We start from the raw sequence: 21,465 nt of genomic DNA on the forward strand, positions 1-21,465 counted from the left end.
GGTACAAAGGCGTATTAACGGCGTAAAAGGGAGGTAAATCGTAACTCAAGAGGATCGCTTCAAAACCTTGCATGATGTCAACCTCGCTTCGACGTTGGCATCATCTTGCAGGCGTTAAATGACAGTTCGGTGAAGCGCGGATTGCAGAAAGATGAAGAATGCTGGGCGGGGGTTTAGCGTAAATGCCAAACGATCTGGTTGCTGCTGCCGCGCCAGTGGAGGGACGGATCGTGCAGTTGCTGGATGAATTTTCCGTCGATCATTACGTTGATACGCGCGATCGTGTTGCGTTGGCAGGCGTTGAGCTCGCTGAGGCGATAGCCGGTCCAGAGCCAGACATCTTTTCCGGGGCATTCGTGAGCCACGCGTTCGAGCAGGCGATTGATCGCGGCTAAATTTTGCGGATGCAAAGGATCACCGCCCGAGAGCGATAATCCCTGACGCGGGATCTGCTGATCCTGCAAATCCGCCACGATCCTGTCTTCGATTTCCTGCGTAAAAGGCAGGCCGGAATCCAGCCGCCAGGTGCTCTGGTTATAGCAACCGCGACACTGATGCACGCAGCCGGAAACAAACAGCGTGCAACGCGTTCCCGGCCCGTTAACGACGTCGATAGGATAATAGGCGTGATAATTCATGAGATTACCCCAACTGGCCGTTATCGAGATGTTTTACGCGACGCTTGACCTCTTCCTGCTTACCCGCGTTGAAAGGCCGCGCATCGGGGCTGCCGAGATAGCCGCAAACTCGCCTCGTGACGGAGACTTTTGCCGCGTCGTGATTGCCGCATTTCGGGCATGTAAAGCCTTTGCTGGTGCAGGCGAATTCGCCGGTAAAACCACAGCAATAACACTCGTCGATAGGCGTGTTGGTGCCGTAATAAGGCACGCGCGAGTAGCTGTAATCCCAGACGTCTTCCAGTGCTTTCAGGTTGTGTTGCAGGTTGGGATACTCGCCGTAGCAGATAAATCCGCCGTCGCTGATAGGCGGATAAGGTGCTTCGAAATCGAGCTTTTGGTAAGGATTAACCTTCTTCTCGACGTCGAGATGGAAGCTGTTGGTGTAATACCCTTTATCGGTGACGCCCGCGATAACGCCAAATTCGGCGGCATCGAGGCGGCAAAAACGGTCGCAGAGATTTTCGCTGGGCGTGCTGTAAAGGCTGAATCCGTAGCCGGTTTCGGCTTTCCAACGGTCAGTAGCGGCTTTTAGATAGGCGACAATCGCCACGGCTTTTTCGCGCAGTTCGGGCGCATCGAAAGGATGAATCGACGCGCCGTACAGCGCATTGACCGTTTCATGTATGCCGATATAACCCAAAGAAATCGACGCGCGGCCGTGTTTGAAGATTTCGCTGATATCGTCGTCGGCCTGCAATCGCACGCCGCAGGCACCTTCCATATAAAGAATGGGCGCGACGCGGGCTTTTACGCCGTCGAGCCGCGCGATTCGGGTCATCAGCGCTTTTTTCGCCAGCAGCAGGCGCTGGTCAAGCAGGGCATAAAACGCCGCTTCATCTCCTTTGGATTCCAGGGCAATGCGCGGCAGATTCAGGCTTATCACGCCAATATTGTTGCGTCCGTCGTGAATCATCTCGCCTTGCTGCTCGTAAACGCCCAAAAAGCTGCGACAGCCCATCGGCGTTTTAAACGATCCTGTGACCTTAACTACCTGATCGTAATTAAGAATATCGGGATACATGCGTTTGCTGGCGCACTCCAATGCCAGCTGTTTGATATCATAATTGGCGTCACCCACTTTATGGTTAATGCCGTCACGAATGGCAAATACCAGCTTCGGGAATACCGCCGTTTTACGATTTTTACCCAAACCGGCGAGGCGATTGCGCAGGATAGATTGCTGAATCAACCGCGATTGCCAGCTGGTGCCCAAACCAAAGCCAAAGGTGACAAACGGCGTCTGGCCGTTGGCGGTGTGCAGCGTATTGACCTCATATTCCAGCGACTGAAAGGCGTCGTAGCACTCTTTTTCGGTGAGCTGATGGGCGTAGGCGTCGGCATTGGCAATCTGCCAATCAATCGCGGTTTGCCGATGTTTCTCAAAGGATTGGGACACAAAGGGCGCGAGGATTTCGTCAATGCGATTGATGGTGGTGCCGCCATAAATGTGGCTGGCGACCTGAGCAATAATCTGCGCGGTGACGGCGGTGGCGGTCGAGATAGATTTCGGCGTATCAATCTCGGCGTTGCCCATCTTAAACCCCTGATTTAGCATGCCTTTCAGGTCGATGAGCATGCAGTTAAACATCGGGAAAAACGGGGCATAATCAAGATCATGATAGTGAATTTCACCGCGCTCATGCGCCAGCACCACATCACGAGGCAGCATATGCTGGCGAGCATAATGCTTGGCCACAATCCCGGCCAGCAAATCGCGCTGGGTCGGGATCACCTTGCTGTCTTTGTTGGCGTTTTCATTGAGCAGCGCCAGATTGCTTTGCTCCACCAGCCCGCGAATATCCTGATTCAGCCTGCTGTGCAGCTCTCTTTTGACGTCGCGGTCGTGACGATATTCGATGTAGGTGCGCGCCAACTGGGGATAAGGCCCCGCCATTAAACGATTTTCAACGGCCTGCTGAATTTGGTGAATATCCGCCTGTGCATGGCCGGTAAAATCATCGGCAACCTGCTGCGCAACCTGTTCGGCATAGGTGACGTCATTGATGTGAGCGGCGGCGGCGGCGCGCTGTACGGCCTGGCTGATTAATTGCCGAACAAACGGCACCTGACAGCCATCGCGTTTAATAACGATGAGGTGCGGATAAGCGGATTTCACAGGGCGAGTCCTTTTGGATGAATATCTATATGTAGAGGCTGGTCGCATTGTATGCGCTACATATAGATAAATTCTCGCCCATTTTGGCCGCTTTTTTGACGTGAAACAAAGAAGCCGGCGATCGGCTTCCGGCGTCAAGGCCGCTCAGTTTTGATTGGCTTCTACGGCAAATTCATCTTTGTCAGGCGCATTTTCAAACAGGCCTTGGCGCTGCTTTCGCTTGTAAACAATCAGCGTTAGCAGCAGCGGAACGACAATCGCAATCAGCGTCGCGATGCCATAAACCGGCCAGAACTGGGTTTTGATCGACAAAATTGCCGGCAAGCCGCCCACGCCGATGCCGTTTGCCGTCACGCCATACAGGCCGCAAAGCAGCGAGGCGAGGGCGGATCCAATCATGCCGCACAGCATCGGGAAACGGTATTTCAGGTTGATGCCGTAAAGCGCCGGTTCGGTTACGCCGAGATAGGCTGAAATGGTGGCGGGTACGGAGATTTCGCGCTCGTTGCGTTTTCGACTGATAATCACGATGGCTAATACCGCGCTGGCCTGCGCCATATTCGATAACGCAATCAGCGGCCACACCGGCGTGCCGCCCGTGCTTTGCACCATCTGCATGTCGATAGCCAGCGTGGTTTGATGCACGCCGGTAATCACTAACGGCGCATAAAGGAAGCCGAATACCGCCGCGCCAATCGGCGCAAAGCTGCCGGTCATCACCGTTTTCACCACCCACGCCACGCCGTTACCGATGGTGCGACCAAACGGTCCGATCAGCGTGTGGGCAAGAAAAGCGGCGAGCAGCAACGAGACCACGGGCACGATAACCAGCTGCAAATAGTTGGGAATAATTTTTTTCAGGCCGTTTTCGATCCATGCCAGCGTTAGACCCGCGAGCATCGAAGGAATGACCTGCGCCTGATAGCCGACCTTTTCGATCGAAAACCAACCAAAATTCCACAGCTCCGGCGTCTGCTGGCCGAGCTGATAGGCGTTCATCAGCTGCGGCGAAACCAGCGTAATCCCTAATACGATGCCGAGAATTTCAGTGCCGCCGAGCTTTTTGACCGTCGACCAGCACACCGCAACCGGCAGGAACATAAAGATTGCTTCACCGAGCAGCCAGACAAAATCGTAAATCGTTTTCCACAGCGGGTGCATTTGCACCAATGTTTGGCCATTACTGAAGGGAATGTCGCCGATAACGTTACGAAAGCCGAGAATCAGGCCACCGCTAATCAGCGCGGGTAAAAGCGGGAAGAAGATTTCGGCGATGTGCGAAATAATGCGTTCGAACAGGTTCATGTTTTGGCGCGCGACGGCCTTGGTCTGCGCCTTGGTGGCGGCAGATTTGCCCGAGATTTCAATCAGCGCCTTGTAGTAATCGTCGACTTCGGGGCCAATGACCACCTGAAACTGTCCGGCATTGGTGAAGCAGCCTTTCACCATCGGCAGATTTTCGATCTCTTTCGGTCGCGCCTTGGCCGGATCGTTTAACGCGAAGCGCAGCCGCGTAATGCAGTGCGTAACGGAGGCAATATTCTCGCGACCGCCGACCTGTTCGAGCAGCTTTTCAACGTCCTGTCGGTTTATTTTACCCATCTTTTCAGCCTCTTCGTCCCAAAGGTTAAAACCTAAGCATAACGGCAGATTGAAAACCTGCACGTCGACAACCACTTTCCGGCGCTCTAGTGGTTTAGCTACGGTTAACAATCAGAGGCGTATGATTCGACCACTGAGTTGATCGAGATCAGCTCGGCCCGCGCGTTTAGGTTCATACTGCGCACCGTTCATAACTTTTTAGTTCATAAGTTCAGAACTTTGTAGTTCATAAACTTTTAGTTCATAAGTTCATAAGTTCATAAGTTCATAAGTTCACGATTTCACTTACCGAGGCTTTTTATGGATCCCGACCCCGATACATCAAGTCCGTCATGATCCGGTAAGCACCCGCCTTTTCGCTGCTGCTTACCGGTAAATTTGGTAAGCAGCAGCGCGCAAAAATTTAAATGCCCGCTCTGCCTGTAACTTGCCTATCCCTGGCTAATTTGTCAGGGGTTTTCGCGCTGCGTCTGCGTTTTAACGTCGACGGCAGGCTGAAAACCTCCGACAAGCTTTTGCCGTGGGCGCAAGAAAGGTATTTATTATGTTCAAAACTCTCACTCAACGCCTGTTCGACGCATTTAGCCGTACTTTGCCGCGCCGTCTGATTCGCCGCTCGCCGATGCTGGAAAATGCCCAGCCCGCCGCCGGTCACGACGTGCCGCAGACGATTGTCGAACACTGTCAGGCCTGCGCTCGCGCCAGTGCCGATGAACTTTATCAACAGTTCAACAGCCATTTTGAAGGCCTGACCGACGCCGAAGCCGCGACGATTCGCGAACGCGTCGGCGCAAATCAGACTGACGATCAGCAGCCCGCGCCGTGGTGGCAGCATCTGTGGATCTGCTATCGCAATCCGTTCAACCTGCTGCTGACCATTCTGGCGGCGGTTTCCTACGCCACCGAAGATATGAAGGCGACGCTGGTCATCGGCAGCATGGTGGTGATTTCCACTTTGATGCGTTTTATTCAGGAAGCGCGTTCCAATAAAGCCGCCGACGCGCTGAAAGCGATGGTCAGCAACACCGCCACGGTGCTGCGCAGCGACGCGCAAACCGGGCGCAGCGAAAGCCTCGAGCTGGCCATTAATCAGTTGGTGCCCGGCGATATCGTCAAGCTTTCGGCGGGCGACATGATCCCCGCAGATTTGCGCATTTTGTCGGCCAAAGATCTGTTTATCAGCCAGGCGGCGCTGACCGGCGAATCGCTGCCCGTCGAAAAGCAGGCCGTGAGCCGGATGCCCATCGACTGCGATCCGCTTGAGCAGGACACGCTGTGCTTTATGGGCACCAACGTGATTAGCGGCACGGCGCTGGCGATAGTGATTTCAACCGGCGCGCAAACCTGGTTCGGCCAGCTCGCCGAGCGGGTGATTCGTCAGGACGAGCAGCCTAACGCCTTCCAGCGCGGCATCAGCAAAGTCAGCTGGTTGTTGATTCGCTTTATGATGGTGATGACGCCGATCGTGCTGCTGATTAATGGTTATACCAAAGGCGATTGGTGGGAAGCGGCGCTGTTTTCGCTCTCTGTCGCCGTGGGGCTGACGCCTGAAATGCTGCCGATGATCGTCACCTCGACGTTGGCGAAAGGCGCGGTAAAACTGTCGCATCAGAAAGTGATCGTCAAACATCTGGACGCGATTCAGAACTTCGGCGCGATGGATATTTTGTGCACCGATAAAACCGGCACGCTGACGCAGGATAAAATTATTCTTGAGCGTCACACCGACGTGCTGGGGTCGCCGAGCGACGACGTGCTGCATTTGGCGTGGCTGAACAGTCACTATCAGACCGGCCTGAAAAATCTGCTCGACGTCGCGGTGCTCGAAAGCGCCGAAGCGCGGCTGATGGAGCAGGGCATGAATCCGGCCACCAAGATTGACGAGATCCCGTTTGATTTCGAGCGTCGCCGCATGTCGGTGGTGGTGTCGGAGGTTGAAAACGAGCATCGGCTGATCTGCAAGGGCGCGCTGGAGGAGATCCTGTCGATCTGTACGCAGGTACAACTCGACGCTCAAACCGTGCCTTTGACGGCGGCGCTGCTGGCGCGCATTCGCGGCATTACCGACGAACTCAATCAGCAAGGGCTGCGCGTGGTGGCCGTGGCGCATAAAGTGATGGCGGCGCGCACGCAGGATTACGCGGTGCCCGATGAGTCCAGCCTGATTCTGGCCGGTTATATCGCCTTCCTTGATCCGCCGAAAGAGAGCACCGCGCCCGCGCTAAAAGCGTTGCAGAACAAAGGAGTGACGGTAAAAATCCTCACCGGCGATAATCCGCTGGTGGCGCGTAAAGTCTGTAAAGATGTCGGGCTGAGGGTCGATAGAATCGTGATTGGCAGCGAAGTTGAATTACTGAATGACGCCGAGCTGGCCGAGCTGGCAAAAACTACCACCGTTTTTGCCAAGCTGGCGCCGCTGCATAAAGAGCGCATTGTGCGCGTGCTGCGCGAGCAGGGTCACGTGGTGGGTTTCATGGGCGACGGCATTAACGACGCGCCCGCGCTGCGAGCCGCGGATATCGGGATTTCGGTCGATTCGGCGGTGGATATTGCCAAAGAGGCGGCCGACATTATCCTGCTCGAAAAAAGCCTGATGGTGCTGGAGCAGGGCGTGACGGAAGGGCGTCGCACCTTTGCCAACATGCTGAAATATATAAAGATGACCGCCAGTTCAAACTTCGGCAACGTGTTTAGCGTATTGGTCGCCAGCGCCTTTTTACCTTTCCTGCCGATGCTGCCTTTGCATCTGCTGGTGCAGAACCTGATTTACGATGTTTCGCAGGTAGCGATCCCGTTTGATAACGTCGATGAAGAGCAGCTCGCCAAGCCGCAGCGCTGGAACGCCGGCGATATCGGGCGATTTATGGTCTTCTTTGGGCCGATCAGCTCCGTTTTCGATATCCTGACTTTTTCGCTGATGTGGTGGGTCTTTAAGGCCAACACGCCTGCAATGCAGACGCTGTTCCAGTCCGGCTGGTTCATTGAAGGGCTGCTGTCACAAACGCTGATTGTGCATATGATCCGCACCCGAAAAGTGCCGTTTATTCAGAGTCGCGCGTCGTGGCCGCTGTGCATCATGACGCTGCTGGTGGTGGTTACGGGCATTGGCCTGATCTTCTCGCCCGCCGCCGGATTCCTGCAATTACAGGCGCTGCCGCTGGGTTATTTCCCGTGGCTCATCCTGATTCTGGTGGCTTACATGGTCCTGACGCAGGGCGTAAAAGGCTATTTCGTTCGTCGCTACGGCTGGCAATAATTTGCTGATTTAAAAGCAGTAATGTTTTAAAAAGGCCTCTTGCGTAGAGGCCTTTTTGCGTTTCGATCTGCAACTGCATTTACAGCCGTGACAGGCGTTCGGCCAGCATTTTCAGCAGGCGCGGTTTATCGACTTCCGTCATCACCGTAATATTGGTTTGATTATCAGCCAGGTGACGCGGTTTAACGGCCACGACGGTCTGTCCGCGATGAATATCGTCGTGATAGCTGACGCTAATATCACCTTCAACGCCGCTAAATAACGAAGGCTCGATAAGCCAGGCGATAACACAGGGATCGTGCAGACACGGATCGCTCGCGCCGTAGCTGCGCATCATGGCGGTGGCGCTGGCAAGTAACGGGCTAACCTGCTGTAAGGCATCCAGATAATTTGAATTTATTTTAGCCTGAAGCGTAACGTCGAGGCCAAACATCACCTGCGGAATGCCTGCACTCAGCACCACGTGCGCCGCCCACGGATCGACATAAATATTAAATTCCGCCACGGGCGAGCTGTTGCCCGGACAAAACGCCGCGCCGCCCATAAATACCAGCTGTTTGATCTTCGGCGCAATCGACGGATCTTTGACGATCGCCAGCGCGATATTGGTCATCGGGCCGATCGGGCACAGCGTGATTTCGCCGGACGCCGCGTGAATAGCGCGAATCAGATAATCGACGGCGTGCTCTTCTTGCAGGGCGAAATCTGGCTCCGGCAGCGTCACGTTGCCTAATCCGTCATTACCGTGAACTTTTGAACGACGCCCTTCGGCTTCGAGCATCGGACGCGAACATCCGGCGTAAACCGGAATATCCTGACGCCCCGCCAGCGTACAGATCCGCCGCGCATTGCGGGCGGTATTCTCGAGCGGCACATTGCCCGCAACGGTGGTAATGCCAAGCAATTCAATCTCCTGCGGCGACGCTAGCGCCAGCAGAATGGCGATGGCATCGTCAACGCCAGGATCGCAATCGAGAATAATTTTATGTGGTGCCATAGCCAGCCTTGCCAGAATGAGTGAGGAGAAGCGAAAGTATTTTCCCGCCGTGAGGGCTATAAAACTAGTCGCCTTGCCCAGCGCGCGCAATACGTTTCTTCCGCCCCTGCACCGCAATAGCGCGCGTTGAGCCTACAACAGGATGTTGCCCGCCTTTAAAACACTTTTAACCTTCCACCCATTCACTGACCAAAACATCTGTAATCGATAATATCCAGCCTAATCAGCCCGTTGGCTTTATTTGTGATTAATGTGGGAAGTGGTACGAAGCTTGCTTATTAACTGGCTGAAAAGGTTTTTCCACGCCTTTCCCCGTTGATCATCTTTTTTTCAGAGGCAAATATCATGGCCCATTACACGCTACGTCAGCTGAAATACTTCGTCACCGTGGTGGAGTGCAGCAGCATTGCGGAAGCATCGCGCCAGCTGCACATCGCCCAACCCTCTATTTCGCAAGCGATTAAAGGGCTTGAAGAGAGTTTCGGCGTGCAGCTATTTATTCGCCATCATGCGCAGGGCGTGTCGCTAACCTCGAGCGGCCGCCGGTTTTATACCAAGGCGCAGGAGCTGCTGCGCATGTCCTATAACTTTGAGCAAAACGCGCTGGCCGATAATGACGTGGTGTGTGGGCAGATTTCGATTGGCTGCTTTGAAACCGCCGCGCCGCTCTATCTGCCGCGTTTGCTGACGGGCTTTCGTCGCCACTATCCGGGGGTCGAAATTCATATCTACGACGGCGAACAAAACGAGCTGGTTCAAGGGATTAGTAACGGTCGTTTTGATTTGGCGATCCTTTATCATCACGATCTCGATGACAGCATCATCACTCACTCGTTGAACGCGCCGCAAAAACCTTACGTGCTGCTTCCCGCCGATCATCCGCTGGCGCAGAAGCCGCGCGTGACGCTGCGTGAGCTGAGCGAAGAGCCGATGATCCTGCTCGACGTGCTGCCGAGTAAGCACTATTTCGTCAGCCTGTTTACCGAGCAGGGCCTCTCGCCGCAGGTGGCGTTCGCCTCGCCGTCGATTGAGATGGTGCGCGGCATGGTGGGGCAAGGGCTTGGCTTCTCGATTCTGGTCACCCGTCCGCACTCGAATTACACCTATGACGGCCAGCGCGTGGCGATGGTGGAACTCGCCGAAGAGGTTACGCCTTCCGCACTGGTGATTGCGCAGCTAAAAACCGCGCAGCCAACCAAGCCCGCCCAGCTGTTTGTCGACTATTGCCTACAGCAAATTTTGACCCCAATGGCCGCCGTGGCCTAAGTCTCACAGAGTAATCTGCTGCTTTTTCCGCGTGGTGGGAAAAGCCGGAGGTTACTCGTTATCTCTATGATAAATATATTGATAACAACATGATTAATCGCTTGATTCAGGTTTTATCACGTCGCGCTGCCTCGAAGGTTTCCTGCCGATTTAACCTCTGATTAGTTTTTTTAACTTCACTAGCCATTAATTAACTAATTTCGCCTATAGCGCTTCCCGCTCAGGATAAGCCTTATACGTCCGCGCCTTTGATGGCATGACCCCAGGAGTCAGCAGCATGAGTAATAAAGAGCACCCAGAGCAGGATCTCGTCTCGTTAAGCACTGAAATGACGGCTCAGGAGCAGGCTTCTCTGCTCAGCGGCCATCGGATGTGGAAAACGGAGCCGATCGATCGTCTGGGCATTCCGAATATCGTGATGACCGATGGCACCTACGGCGTGCGTTATTCCATTCAGCAGATTGAAAACGATGAAAAGGGCGGACAGGATTTTTCGGCCTTCCTTAACGTAGTCAATCAGCGCGCCAAAGATGTCGAGCTGGCGTGGGGCACCATGAAACCCGCGACCTGTTTCCCGAACGGCTCCAGCTTTGGCTGTTCGTGGGACGTCGATTTGGCCTGGCGTCTCGGCGACGCGCTGGGGCAGGAGTGCCAGAACATGGGCGTTCACCTGCTGCTCGGCCCGGGGATCAACATTCGCCGCACGCCGCTCGGCGGCCGCAGCTATGAATATTATTCAGAAGATCCGGTCGTTTCCGGCGATATCGCCGCGGGCGTGATTAATGGCCTGCAACAGCGCGGCGTGGGCGCTTCGCTCAAACATTTCGCCTGCAACAACTCCGAAGTCGAGCGCACGACGATGGATTCGATCGTCGACGAGCGCGCGCTGCGGGAAATTTACCTGCGCGGCTTCGAGCGCGCCATCAAGCAGAGCCAGCCGTGGACGGTGATGAGCTCCTACAATCGCCTGAATGGCGTGCATACCGCCGAAAGTCGCTGGCTGCTGACCGACGTTCTGCGTAACGACTGGGGATTCACCGGCGTGGTGGTGGCCGACTGGCACGGGATTAAAGATCGCTGCGCGTCACTGCTGGCGGGCAATGATCTCGACATGCCGGAAAGCGAAAGCCGTAAGGCAGAGCTGCGCGTGGCGCTGGAAGAAGGGCGCATCGATCGCCACGTGGCCGAGCAGTCCTGCCGCCGCATTCTCTCGCTGGTGCAGAAAGCCAAGGCCGCTGAACGCCGCGATACTGCGGTGGATTACGGCGAGCATCACCAGCTGGCGCGCAACATGGTGGCCGAATCCATCGTGCTGCTGAAAAATGATAACCAGCTGTTACCGCTGGAAAAAGCCAGCTGCCAACGCCTGCTGGTGATTGGCGAAGGCGCGACGGTGCCGATTATTCAAGGCTCGGGCTGCGCGACGACGGTGCCGACGCAGGTCGATATTCCTTTAGATGAAATGAACAAGCTGGCCGACGGTCAGATGAGCGTGCAGTGGCTGCAAGGCACCTCCGAGATTGCTGCCGAGCGCGACGCATTGACCCAGCAAGCCTGCGCTGCTGCGGCCGAAGCCGATAAAATCGTCATTTTTGTCAGCACCGAAAACGGCTACGACGGCGAAGGATCGGATCGCACCACGCTGGCGCTGGCCGAGGGTCACGACGCGCTGATTTCAGCGGTGGCGGCGGTAAATCCCAACGTGATTGTGATTTTAGCCAACCCCGACGCCGTGGTAATGCCGTGGATCGACGAAGTCGGTGCCGTGGTTGAAACCTTCTTCTCGGGTCAGGCGATGGGCGGCGGCTTGGCCGACGTGCTGTTTGGCCACACTAATCCGAGCGGCAAACTGACCGTGAGCTTCCCGAAACGCCTGCAAGACACGCCGAGCTGGCTCTCTTATCCGGGCGAAAACGGCAAACATTATTACAGCGAGGGCATTTTCGTCGGTTATCGCTGGTATGACACCCGCGACATCGAGCCGCTGTTCCCGTTTGGTTTTGGCCTGAGCTACAGCGATTTTACCTACAGTGACCTCGCGCTCGACCGCCAGACGCTGCGTCAGGGCGAAACCGTCGCCGTAAGCTTTACGCTGACCAATAACAGCGCGCGCAGCGGTAAAGAAGTTTGCCAGCTTTACAGTCGCTATCAGCAGCCGCGTCTGGCCCGCCCTTATCAGGAGTTGAAAGGCTTCTGCAAGGTGGGGCTGGCCGCCGGTGAAAGCCGTCGCATCACGCTCACGCTCTCTGCCGATGACCTGCGCTATTACGACACCGCGCGCGGCGAATGGATTCTGGATAACGACCTCGTCACGCTGTGCGTCGGCGCGCACTCTCGCTCTCTGCCGTTGCAGGCGGCGCTTGAGTGTCACTCTGCCGTCGCGCGTTATCGCCTGATCCAGCACGACACCCAGCCGACCTTTATTCTCGAAAACCCGATGGCGCGCGGCATGTTCAATCAGTTCCTGCAACGTGAGATGAATATTAACGAGCAGGACGCCGAACGCATTCTCGAACACTGCGCCAACTCCTTCGTCGGCATCTTCACCACCTTCGATCGCCGTTTGCGCCACCGTTTTGCACCTGAAGCCTGCGAGCAGATCCTGAAAGAGATCAATCAGGCGATTATACAGCAGGAATTGGATGCCTGAACCTTGAGGGGCACCTCGCCCCTTACTCTTTTACTCATCAGTCACTCACCATTTGCCAGCACATAAGGGAAAGAGTAATGAAAAAGATTGGTCATTTATCACGCCGCGATGCGATTAAAGCGGGCGTAGGCACCGCAATTACCCTGTTAACTGCGCCGTCGATTCTGGCGCGCAGCGCGCAGGCTGCCGATATGAAAACCCTGACGGTGGCCGATGTCGGCGGCCCTTACGGCCTCGGATTCGGCAAAGCTTTCTATCAGCCTTTCGAAAAAGCGACCGGCATCAAGATAATCAATACCGTGCTGGGGCCGGATCCGGTTCCGCAATTCCAGATGGCGGTGGATACCAAAACCTACCTGTTCGACGTGGCGCTGCTCAATCCCGAGCATCTGGTGCGGATGAACAAGCAGCCGAAAAGTTATCTCGAAACGTTGGATATCAAGGTCGACGATCCTGAAAACTACGTGAAAGGTTCGATTACGCCGCAGTTTGCCGGGGTCAGCATTTACGCCCTCGCGCTGGGTTATCGCACCGATACTTTCAGCGCCAGCACTGCGCCAAAAAATTGGGTCGATTTCTGGAACGTCGAGAAGTTTCAGGGACGTCGCGGCCTGTGGCGCAGTCCGGTCTGTACGCTGGAGCTGGCCTTGCTGGCCGACGGCGTGTCGCCTGACAAACTCTACCCGCTGGACGTCGATCGCGCCTTCGCCAGCCTCGATAAAATCCGCAAACACATCGACGTGTGGTGGACCAGCGGCGCGCAGGGTTCGCAGATGCTGCAAAGCGGCGAGCTGGATCTGATGAGTATCTGGAGCACCCGCGCGCAGACGGTAATCGACGCGGGAACGCCAGCTTCTATCGCCTGGGATCAGGGTTTGTACAACATCGACGGCTGGACTATTCCGAAGGGCAACCCGAAAGCGGCGCTGGCGAATCAGTTTATCCAGTTCTGCATGAACGCCCAGCGTCAGTCGATGTATACCAGCGATTTGGCCTGCGGCCCGACCAATATCAAAGCTTATCAATACATTGACGCCAAAAAAGCCGCGCTGTTGCCGACGGCACCGGATCACATCGCGGGTCTGCGCGAAATGGACGCCAACTACTGGGGCGACAATCAGGTTGCGCTGACCGAACGTTTTGAAAAGTGGATTATCGGGTAAGACCCGTGGCGGGGCGCTGAGGCGTGCCGCCAATCTCTATCCCGGAGGAGGGTGAATTGAGCTTGCTAGAAACCACCGTTGTCAAACAACAACCTGAACGCCGTAAAACGCGTCGCCTGCATCCCGCCTGGTTTACCCTGCCGGGCCTGATATTTTTGCTGATTTTTCTCGCCTATCCGACCATCAAGCTGATGCTGCTGAGCTTCAATGATGACGAAGGGCATTTCTCGCTGGCGGTGTGGCAGCAAATGTTTGGCGCTGGCGTCTACGTTAAGGTGATGATTAACACCTTCGTGATCGCCGCACAGGCTACGCTGGCCTGCCTGCTGTTCGGCTATCCCGTGGCGTATTGGCTTTCCCGACAGGGCGAAACGATGCGCCGTCGGCTGATGTGGCTGGTGCTGCTGCCGTTTTGGACCAGCGCGCTGCTGAAAAATTTTGCCTGGATGGTGCTGCTGTCGCGACGCGGCATTCTGTCTGAAGTGTTGCTGTCGATGGGCGGCGCGCATCCGCTCGACGTGCTTTATACCCGTGGCGTGGTGGTGTTTGCCATCGCGCACAGCATGCTGCCGCTGGCGATTATCACCATGTTGCCGAGCATGACCAGCATTGACGACGGGCTGATCCGCGCGGGTAAAACGCTGGGCGGATCGATTAGCCAGACTTTTTGGCGGATCTTTTTCCCGCTCTCGATGCCCGGCACCATCGCCGCCTGTCTGCTGGTGTTTATCGGCTCACTGGGCTTCTTTATTACCCCCGCGCTGCTCGGCAGCCCGCAGGATTCGGTGATCGGCCAGCTGCTGATAACTCAGGTGCAACAGCTGCTTAACTGGCGGCTGGCGGGCGCTATCGCCATGATGCTGCTGGTTGCGACGCTGGTGGTCTGCTTCCTGTATGACCGAATTTTTGGCATGTCGGCGATTTCCGGGGGCGATGCGCAGGTCGATACCGGCTCGCTGACGCGTCGAATCGGGCACGCGATTCTGGGAATTTTCGCCGCCGCAAGTCATCTGCTCACCGAAACGCTGGCGCGCATTCTGGGCGGTCATCGCTTTGGCTGGCTGCTGCCGCTGTTTAGCTGGCTGGTAATTGCCGTGCTGGTGCTGCCCGTGGTGTCGTTCTTGCCGATGGCGTTTAGCAGCTCGACGTTCCTGCAATTTCCACCGCCGGGCTACTCGCTGCGCTGGATGGAAACCTATCTGAATTCGCCAATCTGGATGGGCGCGACGCTTCGCTCGTTTGGTATTGCGCTGGTTTCAGGGGCGCTCGCGACCCTGCTGGCGGGCATTGCGGCCTTCGGCGTGGCGCGTCACAGCGGCAAAGGCGGCGGGCTGATTATGATGACTTTCCTGATGCCGATGATCATCCCGAACATCGTCACCGCCGTGGCGCTGTTTTACCTCTTCGCCTCTATCGGCCTGGTGGGAACAGATGCCGGCATCATGCTGGGCCACACGGTGATGGCGATTCCCGTGGTGTTTATCATTATTTTGACCACCTTCAAAAATTACGACTGGCGACTCGATCAGGCGGCCGGAACCCTTGGTGCAAGCCGCTGGCGGGTTATCCGCGAAATCACGCTGCCGCTTATCAAAGGCAGTCTGGTGGCGGCCTTTATCTTCGGCTTCCTGAATTCGTTTGAGGAGCTGACCGTGGCGATGTTCGTCGGCGGCGGGGTGAAACAGACGCTGCCGAAACAAATGTGGGATGACGTGCTGTTGTCCGTGACGCCAACGCTGGCGGCGGCTTCGGTCATTATTCTGGCCATCGTCACCCTGCTGTTTATTCTGGCCGAACGGGCCCGTCGTGACACCGAATCTGCTTAATGCGGTTTCCTGCAATGAGAGAAAAAAGATGACAACCCACGCCTCTTTTAGCACCAAAAAGGTCAAGTTACAGGCGCAGAAAGTCGCCAAAAGTTATGGTCAGACGCAGGTTCTCGCCGACCTTGATTTAGACGTTTATGACGGTGAGCTGCTGACATTGCTGGGCCCGTCGGGATCCGGCAAAACCACGCTGCTGCAAATCGTCTGCGGACTGGTCGAGCCAACCTCGGGCCGTTTGCTGATCGACGGTAAAGACGAAACCTGGACGCCGGTTCACCAGCGCGACATTGGCGTGGTGTTTCAAAACTACGCGCTGTTTCCGCATTTAACGGTTGAAGAAAACATCGCCTTTCCGCTGCGCATGCGCCGCCTGCCGGGCAACGAAATAAACCGCAAGGTGAAGCAGGTGCTGGAGATGGTCGAGCTGGGCCACGTCGCGACGCGCCTGCCTCGCGCGCTCTCCGGCGGCCAGCAGCAGCGTATCGCGCTGGCTCGTTGTCTGGTTTATCAACCAAGCGTGATTCTGATGGATGAACCGCTGGGCGCGCTGGACCGCCAACTGCGCGAGACGATGCAGATGGAGATTAAACGCATTCACCGCGAGTCGGGCGCGACCATTATTTTCGTGACTCACGATCAGGAAGAGGCGCTGGCGTTGTCTGACCGTATCTGCCTGATGAACGAAGGAAAAATTGCGCAAATTGGTTCGCCGCAGGAGATTTACGAGCGTCCGCAAAGTACCTTTGTGGCCGAGTTTATCGGCCTGTCGAATATTCTCGACGGACAGGTTCACGGCGATTCGCTGCACACGCGCCACGGAATTTTCCCGCTGATGGCGGGCGGACAGCAGGCGGGCAACGCCGCGCTGGTGATTCGTCCTGAACATATGCGTTTAGGCGCGCGCGGAAATGGCGGCCTTGAAGGGCAGGTGAGTGAAAGTGTTTACGCTGGTTCAGAGACGCGGGTGGTCGTGACGCTGGCAGGCGGCGAGAAGTTTATCGTTCGCAGTTCCGCGCAAACGCCTCTCAGAATAGGCGACCACGTTTCGCTGGACTGGGACGTCGCAAACTCGCGGCTGTTGGCGGTCTAGCGAGTGATGTGATGGCGAATTAACATAGGCGCAGGCCTTGGGCAATGAGATGCCGAAGGCCTTTTTTTATTTTATAAAAAAGCTGATACCTTCTTATTTACGATAAACGCTAATAAAGTGATTTTAAAATTGTGTATAGGGAAGGCCGTCAGCATCGTAAAAGGTTTTTCCAAGGTGCATTTTGCTCTCGGCCCGTTGTATTTCACGGGCTTCCGCCGCTAACATTCCGTGCAGTCGTTTTTTTTTACGCCAATGTCGATGGAGTTATATAAATCCATATTAACCGAGCGGTGAGTAACAAAAATCTTTTGCAGCTGTTGATTGGAATAATAGGGGGTGATCCGCTGTCTTGGCGGAAGATTTGCACCTTTGCTTAGCAGACGATGGTCGAGCGGCCGGTTATTAAGGGGAAAAATTGAAAAGGCGACAGGCATTTTCTGCTCTAGCGGATCAATATTGGACTCTTTCATAAAGTCTTTGTAATGACTGACGTTAATCGCGCGCATGACCAGCGGGACCTCTTTGAGATGCCGATTGTTCTTGATAATAGCTTTGTTGATTAGCTTTACTTTCGAACGGCTTAAAATATCGTTGCCATATTTAAGCTTGGTCAGCTCTTTATAAGTGTGTTCATGGTTAATAAAATCATTTTTTTTGCATCTTAAACAAAACAGGCATCCACGTTTATTTTTCACCTCTGTGAGGTTTTTTATGAACTTTTTAATATTTCGCGTTGACGGGTTATATTGAATTCTCTTCAAAAGAAAAAGGGCGTGAATCGGTAATTCATTTGGAAACGTTGACATGTTAATTTCCCTGTTAATGTGGGTGAACACGCCGTGATACTAAAGTAGGGGAAAAGGAAATTCTCTTAGGAAACGATTTTCTTATAATTTTAATTTCGTTTTTGGGAATCTACGCGTTTAAGGGAATTAAGGATTTTAAGGATTTGAGGTCTGGACAAGACGTCAATGATGAGCAGCAAGGTAATGAAAAGAGGCGAGCCTGTCGACTCGCCTGTGACTATTAAATTTTCGCCTTCGCTTTGGTCAATTTATCATTCCTGTAGTTGACCCAGGCGTTGATGATGAGCGTCAGGGCAAGAATCGATGCCACCACGCCCAGCGAATAACCGACCGGAATATGCACCACGTCGAGCAGCAGCATCTTCGCGCCAATAAAAATCAAGATAATCGCCAACCCGTATTTCAGCATCGAGAAGCGTTCCGCCACGTTCGCCAGCAGGAAATACATCGCGCGCAGGCCGAGTATCGCAAACAGGTTCGAGGTCAGCACGATAAACGGATCGGTAGTGACGGCGAAAATAGCCGGAATACTGTCGACGGCAAAGATGACGTCGCTCAGCTCCACCATAATCATCACCAGCAGCAGCGGAGTGGCAAACAGCAGGCCGTTGCGACGGACGAAAAACTTCTCGCCCGACAGCTCGTCGGTCATGCGCAGATGCCCACGCAGCCAGCGAATAATCGGCTTGTCGCCGACCGCGCCGTCATCCTCTTTCGCCAGTGCCATCTTGATGCCGGTAAACAGCAGAAACGCGCCGAACAGGTAAAGGATCCAGCTAAATTCCGCCACCAGCCAGCTGCCCGCGAAAATCATGCCGGTACGCAGCACGATCGCGCCGAGTACGCCGTAAACCAGCACCCGACGTTGCAAAGCTGGCGGCACGGCAAAGTAGCTAAACAGCATCAGCCAGACGAAAACGTTGTCGACCGCCAGCGCTTTCTCAATCAGATAGCCGGTCAGAAACGCCAGCGCCTGCTTGTCGGCGACCTCGCGGCCCACTTCGCCGTTGAGATACCACCAGAAGGCAAGGTTAAACAGCAATGAAAGTCCGACCCACAGCAGCGACCACAGCGCCGCGCTTTTCATGGTCATCGTCTGCGCGCCTTTTCGGCCTTGCAACAGCATGTCGACCGCCAGCATGATAATCACCACGACGGCGAACGCGCCCCACAGCAGCGGGCTTCCTACGGAATTTTCCATCGTCCCATCCTCAATAAAGTAAAAAAAAACGGCCAACGTCAGAAGACGTCAGCCGCTCTTTACTAAATTTTGAGCCAACCTTGCCTTCCGGCAAGGTCTCACTTACAGCTGAAATCAATGGCTATTTCAACTGCCCGGTAACCGGATGAGAGGACTCATCGTATTGACGATTGACCGGCAGGAAGTTACTCCCCTTTGCTGATGAAAAAATAATTCAAAATGTTTCAACGGTCAAGCATCTTGACACACTTAGACAATTATCCCGCCAGCTTTAGACAGTTATCCCGCCAGCTTTAGACAGTTATCCCACCAGCTTTAGACAATCATCCCGCCAGCGCGCGCTGCTTGCCGAGCGCATCCACAAACTCAAGCAACAAGCCCTGAGCCAGCGGAGTTTCTTCAATCTTTTGCAATTTACCGAGGTAATCGACGCTGTCGTCGGCGGCCTGCTGGTTGAGCCACGGCAGATAAGATTTCATGACCGCCGCGCTAAATTCCGGATGGAACTGGGTGCTGACGGCGTTCGGGCCGTAACGCAAAATCTGGTGCGGATCGTGAGCCGATTTTGCCAGTACCGTGGCGCAGGCTGGCGGCTGCAACACGGTTTGCAGGTGGATCAGGTTGGCATTAAAACGCGCGGGCAGGGCGGAAACCCATGGATCTTTCTGCGCCTCGGGCAGCAGCTCAATCTCTTCAGTGCCGACTTCAATACCGTCTGGATGATAGCCCACGCTGCCGCCGAGCGCGTACGCCATCAGCTGGTGGCCGTAACACGCGCCGAGCATCGGCAGGTCCATCAGCATCGCCTGACGGATCCAGTCGGCGGCGTATTCGCTCCACTCGAGATGCTCGGTCACCATGCTGCGCGAACCCGTGATTACCGCGCCCGCGTAATGCTGTGGCGGCAGCGGGCGCTCACCGGCCTGTAAATCGATGATAACCACGTGCTGATTGTCGATATTTCCCTGACGAATAAACATCTGCGGAAAATTTCCGTGCAGCTCGCGGATAGGCTCGGGCGCCTGACCGGTTTGCAGAATGAGCAGGGGTTTCAGGTCGGAATGAGGCATGCAGGCTCCTTAATTATTTTCAACAAGCTGCCGTTAAGCAGGCTATTTATCGGCAGACTCTTTATCCGCAGACTCTTTATCGGCAGGGAAGGCTACGCCAGTCTGACGACGAATTTCAGTCAGCAGGCGGGCGGTCACGCGCGACACGTCGAGTCCCGGATGATGATAAAACTGGCTGTCGACCAGCGTGGCGAAGGTTTCGGCTTCGTAGAGCATGGTATTTATGTGCTGCGGCTGGGTCAGTTCGAGCTTCTGGCCGCCGCGCGGGATGTAATTCAGCCCCTGACATTCCGCCAGTTTTTCAATCAGCAGCGTGCCGTTTTCGCCCTGAATTTCGCTCTCCAGCCAGGAATCGCTGACCTTGGAATGGTTGATCACTACCTCGAAATCGCCGTACTGATGATTTTTGTAGCTTAGCAATACCGTGCCCTGTGCATCGACGCCGCTTTCAAGCAGGGTTGCGCTGGCGACCACCGAATCCGGTTCGCCAAACAGCGCCACGCTGCTGGCGAGGCAGTAATAGCCGATGTCCATAATCGAGCCGTTGGAGAAGGCCGGATTAAAGGTGTTGGGATTTTCGCCGTTGAGATAGCGCTGATAGCGCGAAGAATATTGGCAGTAGTTAAGAATCGCCTTGCGCAGCGGGCCCATGCGGCCCAGCGTGCTTCTTACATGCAAGAAGTTAGGCAGATAGGCGGTTTTAAAAGCTTCAAACAGGACCACCTGATTCTCGAGCGCGCAGCTGATCATCTGCTCCGCCTGCTGCAAAGTAGACGCCAGCGGCTTCTCGCAGATCACATGTTTTTTATGCTTGAGGAACAGTAACGTTTGCTCGCAGTGCAGCGAATTCGGGCTGGCGATATACACCGCGTCTATCTGATCGGAGGCGGCCATCGCCTCGAGAGAGTCAAAAAAGTGTTCGACAGGATAGTCGTGCCCGAGCGCTTTGGCGTTTTCCAGCGAGCGCGAATAGATAGCCGTCAGCTTGAGTTTGCCACTTTCGTGCGCTGCGTTGATGAAGCTTTGGGTTATCCAGTTGGTGCCCACCACGGCGAAGCGAATCATGGTTACTCCCTTTATTTTTGATTATTAGATATAGAGCTTGCCGAATAAATCCAGATGGGTCAGATACATACGGGTATCAAACTCAAGCTGATGGTAATCAGGTGCCATGTGGCAGCACAGGCTGTAAAACGCCTTGTTATGTTCTTTTTCTTTAATATGTGCCAGCTCGTGCACCACGATCATTTTCAAGAAAGCCTCGGGCGCGGTCTTGAATACCGTCGCGACGCGGATTTCCGCCTTAGCTTTGAGCTTGCCGCCCTGAATGCGCGAAATCGCCGTGTGCAGCCCCAACGCGTGGCGCATGACGTGAATCTTGTTGTCATAGGCCACTTTGCTCAACGGTGACGAGCTGCGCAGGTATTGGTTCTTCAAGTCGAGCGTATACTGATACAACGCTTTGTCGTTGGTCAGTTCATGAGGTTCGGGATAACGACTGAGCAGCACGCTGCCGAGACGCTTTTGCTCGATGAGCGCGTGCACCTGAGCTTGAAGATGTTCGGGGTATCCTTGCAGATAGGTCAATTCTGGCATAACTGTTTGCTTTGGCTCTCTTTAATGGAGGGAAAACCCGCACGCAATCCACCGGTGAATGACCCGCAGGCAGCAAGGGGGGACAGATAATCCCTTTTTAACTGAAAAAACATTTTACTGATAGCGCAATTTAAGGGATAAACAGC

General features: G+C 54.9%; 15 protein-coding genes. 6 read left to right on the forward strand and 9 right to left on the reverse strand.

Annotated elements, in window-relative coordinates:
- Positions 1 to 173: 173 nt before the first annotated feature.
- From nrdG to treB, 3 genes are all read right to left on the reverse strand, one after another.
- On the reverse strand, positions 174 to 638 hold the full coding sequence (nrdG, locus tag SC206_RS07100) for an anaerobic ribonucleoside-triphosphate reductase-activating protein (RefSeq protein WP_332735547.1): 465 nt from the start codon (positions 636 to 638) through the stop codon (positions 174 to 176).
- A gap of 4 nt (positions 639 to 642) precedes the next feature.
- Positions 643 to 2,844: an anaerobic ribonucleoside-triphosphate reductase gene (nrdD, locus tag SC206_RS07105; RefSeq protein ID WP_442976038.1), complete on the reverse strand. Its 2,202-nt coding sequence runs from the start codon at positions 2,842 to 2,844 to the stop codon at positions 643 to 645.
- 96 nt (positions 2,845 to 2,940) lie between these two features.
- On the reverse strand, positions 2,941 to 4,398 hold the full coding sequence (gene treB, locus SC206_RS07110) for a PTS trehalose transporter subunit IIBC (protein WP_332735549.1): 1,458 nt from the start codon (positions 4,396 to 4,398) through the stop codon (positions 2,941 to 2,943).
- Positions 4,399 to 4,942: 544 nt separating this feature from the next.
- On the opposite strand from treB, the gene mgtA reads away from it, so the two are divergent.
- A complete protein-coding gene (gene mgtA, locus SC206_RS07115) occupies positions 4,943 to 7,654 on the forward strand; it encodes a magnesium-translocating P-type ATPase (protein ID WP_332735551.1) in 2,712 nt (903 codons plus the stop codon).
- A gap of 79 nt (positions 7,655 to 7,733) precedes the next feature.
- On the opposite strand, the gene SC206_RS07120 is transcribed toward mgtA, so the two are convergent.
- Positions 7,734 to 8,651: a nucleoside hydrolase gene (locus SC206_RS07120; RefSeq protein WP_332735553.1), complete on the reverse strand. Its 918-nt coding sequence runs from the start codon at positions 8,649 to 8,651 to the stop codon at positions 7,734 to 7,736.
- Between the two features lie 345 nt (positions 8,652 to 8,996).
- Here SC206_RS07120 and SC206_RS07125 point away from each other — a divergent pair, with 345 nt between their 5' ends.
- From SC206_RS07125 to SC206_RS07145, 5 genes are all read left to right on the forward strand, one after another.
- Positions 8,997 to 9,917: a LysR family transcriptional regulator gene (locus tag SC206_RS07125; protein ID WP_332735555.1), complete on the forward strand. Its 921-nt coding sequence runs from the start codon at positions 8,997 to 8,999 to the stop codon at positions 9,915 to 9,917.
- A gap of 277 nt (positions 9,918 to 10,194) precedes the next feature.
- Entirely contained in the window at positions 10,195 to 12,567 is a 2,373-nt protein-coding gene (locus SC206_RS07130; protein WP_332735557.1) for a glycoside hydrolase family 3 C-terminal domain-containing protein, read from the forward strand.
- A 77-nt stretch (positions 12,568 to 12,644) separates the two neighbouring features.
- On the forward strand, positions 12,645 to 13,730 hold the full coding sequence (locus SC206_RS07135) for an ABC transporter substrate-binding protein (protein WP_332735559.1): 1,086 nt from the start codon (positions 12,645 to 12,647) through the stop codon (positions 13,728 to 13,730).
- 56 nt (positions 13,731 to 13,786) lie between these two features.
- Positions 13,787 to 15,556, forward strand: coding sequence for an ABC transporter permease subunit (locus SC206_RS07140; protein WP_332735561.1), 1,770 nt, complete (start codon positions 13,787 to 13,789; stop codon positions 15,554 to 15,556).
- A 28-nt stretch (positions 15,557 to 15,584) separates the two neighbouring features.
- On the forward strand, positions 15,585 to 16,646 hold the full coding sequence (locus tag SC206_RS07145; protein WP_332735563.1) for an ABC transporter ATP-binding protein: 1,062 nt from the start codon (positions 15,585 to 15,587) through the stop codon (positions 16,644 to 16,646).
- Positions 16,647 to 16,864: 218 nt separating this feature from the next.
- Here the strand turns inward: SC206_RS07145 and SC206_RS07150 are convergent, their stop codons facing one another.
- From SC206_RS07150 to SC206_RS07170, 5 genes are all read right to left on the reverse strand, one after another.
- Entirely contained in the window at positions 16,865 to 17,452 is a 588-nt protein-coding gene (locus SC206_RS07150; protein WP_332735565.1) for a hypothetical protein, read from the reverse strand.
- 220 nt (positions 17,453 to 17,672) lie between these two features.
- A complete protein-coding gene (locus SC206_RS07155) occupies positions 17,673 to 18,653 on the reverse strand; it encodes a TerC family protein (RefSeq protein WP_332735567.1) in 981 nt (326 codons plus the stop codon).
- 323 nt (positions 18,654 to 18,976) lie between these two features.
- Positions 18,977 to 19,723, reverse strand: coding sequence for a glutamine amidotransferase (locus tag SC206_RS07160; RefSeq protein WP_332735569.1), 747 nt, complete (start codon positions 19,721 to 19,723; stop codon positions 18,977 to 18,979).
- A gap of 42 nt (positions 19,724 to 19,765) precedes the next feature.
- A complete protein-coding gene (locus tag SC206_RS07165; protein WP_332735571.1) occupies positions 19,766 to 20,788 on the reverse strand; it encodes a Gfo/Idh/MocA family protein in 1,023 nt (340 codons plus the stop codon).
- A gap of 24 nt (positions 20,789 to 20,812) precedes the next feature.
- Positions 20,813 to 21,319 (reverse strand): M48 metallopeptidase family protein, encoded by a 507-nt coding sequence (locus SC206_RS07170; protein ID WP_332735573.1) that lies wholly within the window; start codon positions 21,317 to 21,319, stop codon positions 20,813 to 20,815.
- Positions 21,320 to 21,465: the final 146 nt, after the last annotated feature.

It is taken from the genome of Rouxiella sp. T17, from assembly GCF_036663475.1.
In the GTDB taxonomy this organism is placed as follows: Bacteria; Pseudomonadota; Gammaproteobacteria; order Enterobacterales; family Enterobacteriaceae; genus Rouxiella.

What these genes read in the sequence shown, in the direction of transcription:
- treB (WP_332735549.1), bottom strand. Translation starts at nt 4,398, where the DNA reads ATGGGTAAAATAAACCGACAGGACGTTGAAAAGCTGCTCGAACAGGTC.
- SC206_RS07160 (WP_332735569.1), bottom strand. Translation starts at nt 19,723, where the DNA reads ATGCCTCATTCCGACCTGAAACCCCTGCTCATTCTGCAAACCGGTCAG.
- mgtA (WP_332735551.1), top strand. Translation starts at nt 4,943, where the DNA reads ATGTTCAAAACTCTCACTCAACGCCTGTTCGACGCATTTAGCCGTACT.
- SC206_RS07120 (WP_332735553.1), bottom strand. Translation starts at nt 8,651, where the DNA reads ATGGCACCACATAAAATTATTCTCGATTGCGATCCTGGCGTTGACGAT.
- SC206_RS07130 (WP_332735557.1), top strand. Translation starts at nt 10,195, where the DNA reads ATGAGTAATAAAGAGCACCCAGAGCAGGATCTCGTCTCGTTAAGCACT.
- SC206_RS07145 (WP_332735563.1), top strand. Translation starts at nt 15,585, where the DNA reads ATGACAACCCACGCCTCTTTTAGCACCAAAAAGGTCAAGTTACAGGCG.
- SC206_RS07135 (WP_332735559.1), top strand. Translation starts at nt 12,645, where the DNA reads ATGAAAAAGATTGGTCATTTATCACGCCGCGATGCGATTAAAGCGGGC.
- nrdD (WP_442976038.1), bottom strand. Translation starts at nt 2,844, where the DNA reads ATGCGACCAGCCTCTACATATAGATATTCATCCAAAAGGACTCGCCCT.
- SC206_RS07125 (WP_332735555.1), top strand. Translation starts at nt 8,997, where the DNA reads ATGGCCCATTACACGCTACGTCAGCTGAAATACTTCGTCACCGTGGTG.
- nrdG (WP_332735547.1), bottom strand. Translation starts at nt 638, where the DNA reads ATGAATTATCACGCCTATTATCCTATCGACGTCGTTAACGGGCCGGGA.
- SC206_RS07150 (WP_332735565.1), bottom strand. Translation starts at nt 17,452, where the DNA reads ATGTCAACGTTTCCAAATGAATTACCGATTCACGCCCTTTTTCTTTTG.
- SC206_RS07155 (WP_332735567.1), bottom strand. Translation starts at nt 18,653, where the DNA reads ATGGAAAATTCCGTAGGAAGCCCGCTGCTGTGGGGCGCGTTCGCCGTC.
- SC206_RS07165 (WP_332735571.1), bottom strand. Translation starts at nt 20,788, where the DNA reads ATGATTCGCTTCGCCGTGGTGGGCACCAACTGGATAACCCAAAGCTTC.
- SC206_RS07170 (WP_332735573.1), bottom strand. Translation starts at nt 21,319, where the DNA reads ATGCCAGAATTGACCTATCTGCAAGGATACCCCGAACATCTTCAAGCT.